An 11,604-nucleotide genomic window follows, 5' to 3' on the forward strand; every position below is an offset into this window, starting at 1 on the left:
CCGGTGCCCGTTTGGAAAATCCCTCGATTGAGGAAAAGGATAGGACATGCGTTATTTGCACACGATGGTCCGCGTGACCAACATTGAAGACTCACTTGATTTTTATTGCAACAAGATGGGCATGACGGAAGTCCGTCGCTACGAAAACGAAAAAGGCCGGTTCACCCTGATCTTCCTCGCCGGATCCGACGATGTCGAAGCCGGCAAGGCAAACGCTGCGCCACTTCTCGAGCTGACCTACAACTGGGATCCGGAAACCTACACCGGCGGCCGCAACTTCGGTCATCTCGCCTATGAGGTCGATAACATCTACGAGTTCTGCGAGAACCTGCAGAACAAGGGTGTCACCATCAATCGTCCTCCACGTGACGGCCGCATGGCCTTCGTCCGTTCGCCGGACAACATCTCCTTCGAGCTGCTTCAAAAGGGTGAAGCGCTTGAAATCAAAGAACCCTGGGCCTCCATGCCCAATACCGGCGAATGGTAAAACCTGACAGTTTTCAACAGGTGCAGGCCCGGGATTCCGGGCTTGCAAAAAATTGTCGCAAAGGCTCTTGCGGGCTGCTCCAATCCCGCCTATAAGCCTCCCCACGACGCAGCCGCGTCGACCGCGCGCCCATCGTCTAGCGGTCTAGGACGCCGCCCTTTCACGGCGGAAACACGGGTTCGAGTCCCGTTGGGCGTGCCAACTTCTTCCCTTCCGGTTCAGAAGCAGGCACCTGACATTGGCGTAAGCTACTGGTCAAAGTGCACCTGGCGATACGTAACTGCCTTTTATATCCAGGGCAGGTTCATCCTTGCGGAACAACGTCCGCCCCGGAAATTCCTTCTTGTAGAATGCTTCGATATCTGCGGCTGCAGGGCCGGCATATTCTATCCGTCCACTCGGGAAGAATATGTCCAGGTCGTCATCCTTGTGCTCCGTCGCATAGGTTTCCTGCGATCCGTGCAAGACCATGGCAATGCCGAGCCGGTTGTTGACGAAATGCTGCACGTCAAAAAACTTTGGCGAGCGCGTGTGCTTCTGACCCAGGCGATCCTCTCTGACGCGGATCATCTGGTCAGGAGCGTCCATATCGACAATGCCGTAAAGATCGAAGTCTCCGTGCACACACTTGGCCGCGGTGATAAGCGAACTGGACGAGAACTTCACACAGCCGAAATAGGGGTCTTCTGGATTGCGTTCGACGAAATAAACGCCTCCACGCGGAATGTAGGTCAGTTTCCGTTGCTGTTCGAAGGTTGCCATTTCCGGTCGCAACTGTTTTTGAAATTCCCTCCATTCCTCGATCACCTTTGCCATCTTGCTCGCTTTGAAGGCCTTTTCGCCAACGATTTTTGGATCGACTACCAGGCCCGCAAAGCTCTTGCGCTGCGCGTCCGGACACTTGCTTCCGACGGGCTTAACATCGAAATCCGCAGTCTTTGCCTTGCAATCCAGACGCTTGGGCGTGGCGTAGGGTTCGCCAACGTGCTCAAGGGATGCTGTGTTTGTCCTTCGTACCAGAATCGCAACGTTGTAGAGCCGGGCTGCGGACTGAAATACGCCGACATGCTTGGCTCTCATATGTTTGAGAATATCTGCTCTTCCGGCCATAATGTGTTCTCCGCTGAGTGCAGGCTTCAACCGGGCCTGCGAAAACGCGCATTTGCAATGAAACCAGATTACCAGACAGTCTCCCAAACTCGGTGATTCAAGTCACAAAGCGTTTTTTCAGGTCGAAAAACCCGGTCCGTTTTCAAGTTGTGGCCGGCAAAAAAACCGCTACCACCTTCCCTAACGTCCTTTCGCGTTAACGTAACTCAAAAAATGGCAGCAACTGTCTGTTGAAAAGTGGTTTTTAGAAAAAGGATTGGCTATAGTCTGCAACTGATTTTAGTGGGGTCATCAACGGACCGTTGCGGTCCGGATTCAGTTGGTTGCAGGGACAGCTTCTTCTATTTGACGTTCCTGTGACGCGTATTACAGAAACATAGTGCCATCCGGGGTACCTGTTCCTCTCAAGAGGACAAAGACCTCGTGTAAAGATCGGTTCAACCGACAGGCAACCATGATCTACGAGAGGACAGGATATGTTCAAACGAATGATCGCCGTGCTGGCAATAATTCTCGCAGGGACGGCTCCGGCACTGGCTAAGCGCGTTGCCCTCGTACTCGGCAACGGCGCTTACGAGCACACAGTACAACTTCCTAATCCGGCGAATGACGCCGAGCAGATGGCCGCCAAACTCAAGGCCCTCGGCTTCGAAGTCGTCGCCGGCCAGGACCAGACTTATGGTGAAATGCGCAGATCCGTCATGGATTTTGCGAAAAAGGCATATGGCGCGGATATCGCCATTCTCTTCTACGCCGGCCACGGCCTTCAGGTCGCCGGTCAGAATCACCTGGTCCCTATCGACGCCACGATCGAGGATGAAACCTCGCTCGACTTCGAAACCATTACCGTTGATTTCATCATGCGCCAGATGTCCAAGGACGTGAAGGTACAGATGGTGTTCCTGGATGCCTGCCGCGACAATCCGCTGGCCCGCACCCTCGCACGCCGCATGGGACCGAGCCGCTCCGGCAGCATTGGTGCAGGTCTTGCTGAAATCAAGATTCAGGAAACCGGCGGCGAAGGCTCCGTGATCGCATTCGCGACCAGCCCGGGAGATGTTGCCCTGGACGGCGACGGTGCGAACTCGCCCTTCACCTCTGCGTTGATCAGACATATCGACACGCCGAACGCTTCCATCCAGACCGTCATGACTCGCGTTACCGGAGAAGTCTATGAAGAGACGGAAAAGAAGCAGCGCCCGTGGGTGAATGCATCTCTGATCGGCGAAGTGTTCCTGAACAAGCAGGCCGCACCGGCCGCGACGACCACTGTTGCCTCCCTTGGCGACACCGCGACGTCCGCTCCGCAGCAGCCGGTTGTCAACAATGCAGCAACGACCTCCCCCAGCCAGTCGGCAATTGCATGGGAACGTGAGAAGCTCATCTGGGAAACTGCCAAGTCCAGCAACACCGTTGCTGACTACAAGGCTTACCTGGATGCCTACCCTTCAGGCCTCTTCGCGGACTTTGCGCGCAATTCCATCAAGCGGCTCGAAGCCGGCAGCCAGGTTGCTTCGGTCAATCCGACCGTCGTCCCGGGTGCAGCAACGGCTCCTGCCGCCAGCACCACGGGCGTTGTGGCGACCCTGCCGGACCCGCAAAAGGCCGTTCCGGGTAATGAGGCAACCGAAGCTTCACTCGGCTGGAACCGTACTGCCCGCCGCGAAGTTCAGACCCGTCTGAACCTGGCTGGTCAGGATGTCGGCCGTCCGGATGGTGCCTTCGGTCCGAAGACCCGCGCCGGTGTGAGCGCATGGCAGGCTGCCAACGGCATCGTCGCCACGGGTTACTTCACCGCCGCCCAATACGCCTTGCTGACTGCACAGACGGCGACGCAGTATTCGGTCTACCAGGCTGAAGTGAACCGCAAGCAGCAGGCTGCCGCGAGCGCCTCTCGCAGTGCGACGTCCACGCGCCGCACCAACAACACCACCACTCGCCGTGCGAACAACAACAACAACAACGGTGGTAACTTCAACCCGGCTGGAGCCGCTTTCATCGGTGGCGTTGTGGGTGGCATCATCGGCGGTGCAATCGGTCGCTGATCAACCGACTTGTAATCACATGTCAAACCAGAACGGCCCGGTCTTGAAAACCGGGCCGTTTTTGTAGCCACAGATGAGGTTTTGCGCACGAACGGTTCGTTTGCATTCCAGGAACGCCTTGTGTTCCTGTCAATCGAGATGCAGCCGAACGCTTGTCAGCTTTGAGGTTCGGGCTTCGTCCAGAATCCGCACGACCTGCTGAAAATCGGTTCCCTTGTCAGGCAAAAGAACAGCATCCCTGGCACCAGCTTCTGCCAACCGGTTCAGTTCCTGTGCCAACCCTGCAAGTGGCAGTTCATTTCCATTAACAGTCACGGCGGACAGATCTTCACCGGGAACAGACTTCACGACGATCAGGACTGCGGGAACGCTGACGTTCGATTGTGCCTCTGCCCCCCCTGCCGGCGCACCACCACCAAGCGCAACTTCCAGCGGCCGCCAGACACCAAATGTGGAAGACAAAAGAAAGAACATGATCAGAATGAAGATCACATCGATCAGAGGTGTCAGCGGAATGCGCTTTCGCCTTGCAAGCGGTGTTTCGATGGAGATCATGGCTCAGGCCATCCCGGGTCTTCAGGTCATTCCGAAAATCGAGTTTCGCCGAAATAGGACTTCAGCTCAATCGACTTTCCTAAATTGACCGCGGGTTCGCAATTCCTTAGCGTATTTAGCAGGTTGGCAAACTGGAAACACGACCATGAAAACGGACCGCGACAGCGGCAAGGTTAGGCAAAGACGCCGGATCGAGTTACGCGGGATCGCGTTATTCGGGGCGGTGGCGCTGTCTGGAATTTTGTCGACCTCTGCTGCTCACGCGGGCCTGCGTGTTTGCAACGGGTCCGTTGATCTCGTGAACGTCGCGATTGGCTATGAAACGGACGAAGGCATGCGGACTGAAGGCTGGTGGACAATCACTGCCAACGCCTGCAGCCAGGTGCTGCAGGAACCTCTCGAGAAAGCACGCTACTATTTGCACGTGGCAGACGGTTTTGGCGAAAGCCGTCTTGGAGGCGATATCACGCTTTGTATTCGCGAGGAAAAATTCGTTCTTTTCGATGGCGATCAGTGCTGGCAACGCGGGCTGATCGAAGCAGATTTCTTTCAGGTCGAAACCGAGGGAAAACAGGATTGGACGGTCCTACTGTCTTACGATTAGGAACGGCAAAGACCGGCATTCACAATCCTTTCCAACATTCATTGACGCATTAACCGGGGGAACAAGATGCGGATATTGGTTCAAAGAGTTTTTATAGCGATTGCAGTTGCCATTTTGGCGGCACCCGCACAGGCACAGCAAGTGACGGGTAAAATCAGCCTCGAACTCAACCAGTTGCAACCGACAGCGGACGGCGGCTGCCGCCTTTCGATCATCGCGACCAATGGCCTTGAACGCCCCATGGACAAGCTCGGCCTGGAAATGGTTGCCTTCAACAAGGACGGCCTGGTGGATCAGTTTCTGCGTCTTCAGTTCTCCCGCATATCCGCCGGCAAAACCAAGATCCTGCAATTCGACCTTGCCGGGAAGGCATGCGACAGCCTTTCGCGGCTTCACATCAACGACGTCATGAATTGTGTGCCTTCCAGTATTACCGATGTCTATTGCCCGGATCTGCTGGACCTGAGCAATCGTACACCCATCGAATTCGGCGATTGACCCTACCCTTGAACGTCTGATGGAGCGTCTTTCGCATGGTCGAGACATCTTCCTCCCTTCTGGAGCTTGGCGGGCCGGTCGTGCTCATCCTGCTCGCAATTTCCGTTGCAGCGCTTGCAGTCATCCTCGCCAAGACCGTTCAATTCTCCACGGCCCGTGTTGGCCGTCACGGACTTGTTCGTCAGGCTGTTACGCAATGGCGAAGTGGTGAACGCACCAAAGCCGCGCAAAACCTTTTGAAGGACAGGTCCTTATCGGGTGCACTGGTGCGCAGCGCCATGGACGCCATCCAGATGCTGGATCAGCAGCCCCTGTCCTCTCAGGTGCGCGACATCAGGGAAGAAAGACTACGTGAGGAAATTTCTGCCAGGGCTGCCGACCGTCTCTTCGGCCTCGCCAGTTGGCTGAAGGCGCTTGATCTGGTGACGCAGATTTCGCCCTTGCTCGGCCTGTTCGGCACGGTTCTCGGGATGATCGAAACGTTCCAGACCCTTCAGGAATCGGGTGCGTCCGCCAATCCTGCCACGCTTGCCGGTGGCATCTGGGTAGCGCTCCTGACAACTGCCTGCGGCCTTGCCGTTGCAATGCCGGTATCCATTGCCGTCACCTGGTTCGAAACGAGGCTGGAAAAGGAACGGGCCGCGCTGGAAGTTCTCCTCACCGGCGTCTTCACTGCCGGTGCTTCATCATCGCAACCCTCAGCGTGACACCTTGAACGCCGTCAGCGAATAGACCCCAGGCTCTGCCAGTATCTCGGCCACCCGTTCGGAAGGAAGCCGTCCGAATCGAGAAGGCTGCCGCTCTGAAGGGCGGTTCCAGATTGCGAGCACGAGCGCTGTCTCGTCACTCTTGTCGCTGGCAATCATCGTCACCGGTACCTTGAAGCGCCAGCCGCCTGCCGTCTGACTGTTCGATGCAGGCAGAAGAAACTCCCGGCCGTCATGGATCTGCCCGGCATCATCGATCAGGTACAGTTCAGGTGGCCCCTTGCCGCTGAGATCCAGTCCCGACTGTTCCGCGCTTGCAATCCGCTCGATCGGCAAGTCACGCTGAATCACACCGGATACAGGAGTTCCGCTGCGCACGATCGTCCGGTCCAATTCGACCAGACCGGCAGCTTCAATGCCTTCAGAAACGCCAAGGGCATCCAGCAAGGCGCATTGCCTGCGCGTCACCAGTCGGACTTCGATCTTTGCCTCGAAACCCTGATCCGCCTTGAAGCGCTGATCGAAGATAGCGAAAGGCGCTATGCCTGCGCCAAAGGCCGTAACTTCCGCGGTATCCGCACCAGCTGCAAGAACAGACATATGTGTGCATTCACCGAACTTGTAACTGGCAACATAGTCCGACACCTTTGCCAGTGGATCTATGGAAGCGACCGCGACGGGCGGCACGTTTTCTGTCAACTCCCCTTGAGGCTGCGTTGCGGGGACCGTTGAAGAGACCGAGGCATTGGGCGCTAGCTCGGGCGTTTCCGTTTCCGTGGGCTGCAGGGCAGCAACCTGTTGTTCCGCTGGCAATACCGCATCCACCTCCGCAGTAACCACCGGATCGACAGTTACGCTGGTATCGGGTGCAACAATGCCCGGGCTTTCAACGGAAGGCTGCGTTTGTGGAACAAAGACCTCAGACACGATTTCGTTGCCAGTGGGTTCGGCAGGTGTCTGATCGACTGCGAGCGGAGCCAGAACAGGACTTTCCTGCACAGCCGAAACGATCGTCTGCGTCTCACCTGCGGCGGCAACCTCACCGATATCCGTTGCAACCGCTACCGAAGGCACCACTTCCACCGTGACAGGGACTTCGGCACCGGAAAGAGTGACTTCAGATCCGGCAACAACGCTTGGCGCGACGGGCGTCACAGCGACAACCGCATCCGGTACAGGCGTGGCTGCGACAACGGTGGAGGCAGTTTGCGGAACAACAGAAGGCTGAGTCGCCTGAAGCTGCTCCGGTGGCATTGCGGTGACCGGGCTTGTTTCGACAGGGCTGACTTCTTGCGCTTCAATGATAGGCGTGTCGTCCGAAAGCGATTGATCCAGAACGGTTACCGGCACGGCTTCAACCAGTGTATTGACTGGGCTTTCGGTGACCACCGGCTCAGACAATACCGGCTCCAGGATCTCCGCAGTCTCGGAATTGACAACCGTTTCCACTGGCACAGAAGTCTCGACGGGCAAGGGAGTGTCCGGTTCGAGCGGTTGTGTGATTTCAGTTTCGACACTTGCCAGATCTTCAAATGGCAGACCACCACTTTCCAGGATCACTTCGGTCTCGACCAGTGGCAAGGGAGCTTCTTCCGTCCAAGGCAACGCTGGCAGGCCGTAGATCAGCGCGGAAACATGCAAGGCAACCGAAACGCCCAGAACAGCCGGCCAGACGTACCCCGGGATATCCCATTGCCGGTCCTGGTTATAGGCGACAACGGTCAAGGTGCACCTGCCTCAACAGTCATCAGTGTCAGGCGTTTCACACCGCCAGCTTTCAATCTGTCGGCAAGCGCAGAAACGGCCTCCATTCTGGTTCGCTTGTCGACCTGAACCACCATGTGGGGCCTGTCGGATTGCCGAGCTTCAAGAAATGGACCCAGGTCGTCGTAAGCCAGAACTTCACCGTCGAACCAGACAGTCCCTGCCCTGTCCAGCACAAGACTGCCTTCCAGTTTGCCGCTGCCATCGTTCTGTTGCGTTTCCGCCCAGTCGAACCCTTCAGGCAAGGGTGGCCGCAGCGTTCCGGATACCAGTAGAAACAGCAGCAGCAGGAACACCACGTTGATCAATGCAAGGGAGCTGTCCGCACGCCGGTGCGGTTTCAGCTCCTGCAAATGGATCGGTTTGGTGTAGCGTTTCATGGTTGGCCAGAATATCCGCTGCGCCAGGTCTCTTCCCGGTCAGGGCACCACTTTGACCGTGGTTGCCGTTGCCCGCAAGACCGGACCATCCTGCATCAGCTTTTCGAAATAGTCTTCCGGATCGTTTTCGCGGCGCTCAGAAAGCGTCTTGGTTATATCAGGGCCCACCATGGCAATGATCAGGCCGGTTTCTTCAGTAGACGTTTTCAAGGTCAGCGGCACAACGAAACCGGCACCCCGGTCGTCCGTCTGCAGATATGGGGACAGATTGACCGTCTCCCCCTTGCTGTTGACGAATATAAGCCCGAGCCCACCCGTTGATGGTTCATAACCGGAAATGCGGCCAGCCATGTTGCTACCGTTCGGCACGACCGTCCGCTGCATGTCGAGACGCAATTCGGTCTTGGCGTTTCCCTGTGGTGTTCCTCTCAGAAAAGCTATCGCCGGACATTGCGCATCGCTCACAAGGTTGACCTGGATCTTCGCTTCAAACCCCTGAGACTGGGTGAAGTCGCTGTCGAAACTGATGAATGGCGGCGTCCTGGAAGCAAATCCCTCAATCTCTGCGGAACGGCTCGCGATCTCTATCGGCTGCAAGTACATGCAATCGCCCGCCTGGTAACTGCTCACGAAGTTCCGGATCCGGTCTTCGGGGGTCACGTTTTCAGGCGTCTCTTGCGGATCGGTTGCCACCGGTGGCCGGGTAACGGTTTCGGTCGGTTCCGGTTTCGTGTCGACGGTCTCCTCTGGAGGCGTGGTCGGAATTGTCGGAACGGTGTTGTCCGGCGTCGTCGGCGCCTGCGTTTCCGGCGTTTGTGTTGAAGGCGACTGAAGTGCAGTTGTTTGCGTTTCAGTTGGCTGCTGGGACACTGGTTGCTGCGTTGCCGGTTGCTGGGTCGTTGGCGTCTGCGTTTGTTGTGTCACATTCGTCTGCTGCGACGGTGCGTCCGGCGCATTCGGTCGTGGCGGTGCCACAAGCACAGGTTTCTGGTCCTGCTCGGGCACGGATTGACCGACCAGGAAATAGACACCCCCGGCACCGACACCGGCGAAACCGAGCAGCGACAAGGCGACCAGAATGCGCTTGCCCCAGTTTGCCTGAGGCGGCGGTTGATCCAGTGCGGATTGTTCCGGCGGTGGCGCAGAAGATGGCCGAATGATCGTGCGGTCCTGGTCCTGCCGCCCCATCGGAGCACCTAGCGTCCAGTCCGCAATTTCCTTCATACTGGCCGGACGGTTTGCCGGGTCGGGCTGTAACATGGCCTCCAGCAACGGACGGAAACGATTGTCGATACCTTCCAAGGGAGGCGTCTGCCGTCGTTTGTCGACGATCTGCACCTGCGTGCCGCCCATGTCGATCTGTTTGCCGGTCAGGGCTTCCGCAATGACCAGGCCAAGCGAATAGATGTCGCTGCGCGCAGTCACCTTGGCATCGAAAATGCCGACCTGTTCTGGCGAAACATAATTGACCTTGCCTGCAAAGCCGTCACCGATAATGGTCGGCCCGCCCGTGTTTGCCCGCGAAATACCGAAATCGATGATTTTGGCCTGCGCGACATCGCCGTTCTGGAGAATGACGTTGTCCGGCGAAAGATCCCGGTGGATCACTTCCCGGTCGTGGACCGCCTGCAGGGCTTCAGCCAGACGCTTGATCAACCGTGCCACCGCCTCCGGCTCAAGCGGACCGGATTCAAGGCGCGTGCTCAATGACGGGCCACTGACGAACTCCATCGCCAGGTAATAAATCCCAAGCGTAGGCTCCTTCGCGAACACGTAGTACTGGGTCAGTGCGTCGTGTTTGAGTTTGCGAAGGATCTTTGCTTCCCGCTTGAACAGATCCAGGATCATCGGGTCGCGCGAGAAGGTCGCGAGAAGGACCTTGACGGCAACCGGATCCCCGCTTTCCACGTCCCTTGCCTTGTAAACCGTCCCGATACCGCCATCGGCAATATGTTCTTCAATCTCATAGAGATTGTTGAGCCGGGTTCCGGCTGGTAGCAGGTGGGCACCAACGTTCATCAGTTGCGAACTCCTTCGCGCGCAGACATTGCATCGATATCGACAATCACGACAGTCACGTTATCCGAGCCGCCCTCTTCGAGCGCTCCATTGATAAGACATTGTGCCGTCGGCTTCGGCGCGCCGTTCATCAGGAAAGTACCAATCACACTATCGTCCAGATGTCCGGTCAAGCCATCCGAACACAGAAGAAACCGATCGCCCTGACGCAGATTTCCGGAAACCAGTTCAAGTTCAAGCTCGATCCCGGATCCGATCGCCCTGGTGATAACATGCCTGCGGGCGAACGTCCTTGCTTCTTCAGGCGTCAGCACGTTCTGGTCCACCAGTTCCTGCGCCTCGGTATGATCTGTCGTCAATTGTTCAAGACGGCCATTGCGCAGACGGTAGACGCGGCTGTCGCCTGCCCAAAGGCACGCAAAGTTCGATCCGGAAATCAGAAGCGCGGCGATCGTCGTGCCCATGGCGGCACCGTTCGCCTTGGCTGCGGCCTGTTCGATCCGGTCCTTTGCGGTAATCAACCTGCTTTCGAACTGCTCCAGAAGGTCTTCCGCGCTGCGCGGTTGAGCGATACTGGCAAGGGCCTCACGCACGAGACTGGACGCCATCGCACCGTCATGCATGCCTCCCGCTCCGTCCATCACTGCGAAAACGCCCTTGCCCTCGTCAACGTAGAACGTGTCCTCATTGTGCTGCCGAACCCGGCCAACATGGGTCAGTCCAATCGCAAAGCCACGCATAGAGGCTTCCATTTGTTCGATCATGTTCGATGATCCTCCGGATGAAATCGCCCATGACTATTCCCTGCCACGTCCTGTCGAGCTTCCGTATCGGCGTAGGATTCCGGGAGAAGCAGCCATCGAAAGGCGCTTGCGTCCGGCAGGCCTGCACACGAAAACTCAAAACCCACTTCTCCTGCACGGCACCAGAATTCGGATGACAGAACATCCGTTCCTGGCATCGTCGGTAATTCGGCATCCCTGCCCGTCTTGCCGCTTGCCTCCACCGCAAGTGGCGTTTCCAGACCTGCAACAGCCTTTTGGAAGTCTTCCAGGCTGGCATCTTCCTGCAAGGTGTCGCGCAAGATTATCTCGGCACGGTCGTACCAGGTCTCTTCCGGCCGACCATTCTGCGTTTCCAGTCGGATGTCGCAGACAAGTGTCAATGGAAAGGTCCGGCCGACCTTGTCGACATTTGGCATGAAAGCACCGGCGACGGCCTGAACAGGTTCGTCGCCCTCTGAAGTGTGCAATAGCCAGAATCGCCACACCGGCATTGTCATGAAGGCTTCCTCCCACCCCGCGCCCAGATCCAGACGGGATTGAGCCAGTCCGGTCATCAGGAAGGCCTCCCAGCTTTTCAGAAAGCCGGCAGGGCATTGCCCGATGACAAAATCCGCTCGTGCCGGCAGTTTGCCGAAATAACCGGTTCCCAT

Annotated in this window: 12 protein-coding genes and 1 tRNA gene; 6 read left to right on the plus strand and 7 right to left on the minus strand. The window is 57.2% G+C overall.

What is annotated here, in order from left to right; translation table 11 throughout:
- Window positions 1-46 precede the first annotated feature (46 nt).
- Window positions 47-487 carry a VOC family protein gene (locus tag FIU93_RS21540; protein ID WP_022999346.1) on the plus strand — a complete coding sequence of 147 codons (441 nt, stop codon included), beginning with the start codon at window positions 47-49 and terminating at the stop codon, window positions 485-487.
- 125 nt (window positions 488-612) lie between these two features.
- Window positions 613-688: transfer RNA gene (locus tag FIU93_RS21545), tRNA-Glu, on the plus strand.
- 54 nt (window positions 689-742) lie between these two features.
- Here FIU93_RS21545 and FIU93_RS21550 read toward each other — a convergent pair.
- Window positions 743-1,597: a hypothetical protein gene (locus tag FIU93_RS21550; RefSeq protein ID WP_152506710.1), complete on the minus strand. Its 855-nt coding sequence runs from the start codon at window positions 1,595-1,597 to the stop codon at window positions 743-745.
- A gap of 476 nt (window positions 1,598-2,073) precedes the next feature.
- Here FIU93_RS21550 and FIU93_RS21555 point away from each other — a divergent pair, with 476 nt between their 5' ends.
- The gene (locus FIU93_RS21555; protein ID WP_152506711.1) at window positions 2,074-3,642 is read left to right on the plus strand and encodes a caspase family protein; all 1,569 of its coding nucleotides are present in this window, start codon (window positions 2,074-2,076) and stop codon (window positions 3,640-3,642) included.
- A 129-nt stretch (window positions 3,643-3,771) separates the two neighbouring features.
- On the opposite strand, the gene FIU93_RS21560 is transcribed toward FIU93_RS21555, so the two are convergent.
- Window positions 3,772-4,197 carry a biopolymer transporter ExbD gene (locus FIU93_RS21560; protein WP_152506712.1) on the minus strand — a complete coding sequence of 142 codons (426 nt, stop codon included), beginning with the start codon at window positions 4,195-4,197 and terminating at the stop codon, window positions 3,772-3,774.
- 145 nt (window positions 4,198-4,342) lie between these two features.
- Between FIU93_RS21560 and FIU93_RS21565 the strand changes: the two genes are divergently transcribed.
- The 3 genes from FIU93_RS21565 to FIU93_RS21575 all read left to right on the plus strand — a co-directional run bounded on the left by FIU93_RS21565 (window position 4,343) and on the right by FIU93_RS21575 (window position 6,006).
- Window positions 4,343-4,801 carry a DUF1036 domain-containing protein gene (locus FIU93_RS21565; RefSeq protein WP_022999350.1) on the plus strand — a complete coding sequence of 153 codons (459 nt, stop codon included), beginning with the start codon at window positions 4,343-4,345 and terminating at the stop codon, window positions 4,799-4,801.
- 141 nt (window positions 4,802-4,942) lie between these two features.
- On the plus strand, window positions 4,943-5,299 hold the full coding sequence (locus FIU93_RS21570) for a hypothetical protein (protein ID WP_022999351.1): 357 nt from the start codon (window positions 4,943-4,945) through the stop codon (window positions 5,297-5,299).
- Between the two features lie 35 nt (window positions 5,300-5,334).
- Window positions 5,335-6,006: a MotA/TolQ/ExbB proton channel family protein gene (locus FIU93_RS21575; protein ID WP_022999352.1), complete on the plus strand. Its 672-nt coding sequence runs from the start codon at window positions 5,335-5,337 to the stop codon at window positions 6,004-6,006.
- Here FIU93_RS21575 and FIU93_RS21580 read toward each other — a convergent pair.
- The 5 genes from FIU93_RS21580 to tagF are packed head-to-tail and all read right to left on the minus strand — an operon-like array spanning window position 5,998 to window position 11,604.
- On the minus strand, window positions 5,998-7,731 hold the full coding sequence (locus tag FIU93_RS21580; protein ID WP_152506713.1) for a hypothetical protein: 1,734 nt from the start codon (window positions 7,729-7,731) through the stop codon (window positions 5,998-6,000). The genes FIU93_RS21575 and FIU93_RS21580 overlap by 9 nt on opposite strands.
- Window positions 7,728-8,150: a biopolymer transporter ExbD gene (locus FIU93_RS21585; protein WP_055654016.1), complete on the minus strand. Its 423-nt coding sequence runs from the start codon at window positions 8,148-8,150 to the stop codon at window positions 7,728-7,730. Before FIU93_RS21585 ends, FIU93_RS21580 begins: the two co-directional genes overlap by 4 nt.
- 39 nt (window positions 8,151-8,189) lie before the next feature.
- Window positions 8,190-10,169: a serine/threonine-protein kinase gene (locus FIU93_RS21590; protein ID WP_077292978.1), complete on the minus strand. Its 1,980-nt coding sequence runs from the start codon at window positions 10,167-10,169 to the stop codon at window positions 8,190-8,192.
- Window positions 10,169-10,933, minus strand: a complete 765-nt coding sequence (locus FIU93_RS21595) for a PP2C family serine/threonine-protein phosphatase (RefSeq protein WP_022999356.1) — start codon at window positions 10,931-10,933, stop codon at window positions 10,169-10,171. The genes FIU93_RS21590 and FIU93_RS21595 overlap by 1 nt, the downstream gene beginning before the upstream one ends.
- On the minus strand, window positions 10,930-11,604 hold the full coding sequence (tagF, locus tag FIU93_RS21600; protein ID WP_152506714.1) for a type VI secretion system-associated protein TagF: 675 nt from the start codon (window positions 11,602-11,604) through the stop codon (window positions 10,930-10,932). The genes FIU93_RS21595 and tagF overlap by 4 nt, the downstream gene beginning before the upstream one ends.

It is taken from the genome of Labrenzia sp. THAF35 (assembly GCF_009363595.1).
GTDB classification, from domain to species: domain Bacteria; phylum Pseudomonadota; class Alphaproteobacteria; order Rhizobiales; family Stappiaceae; genus Roseibium; species Roseibium algicola.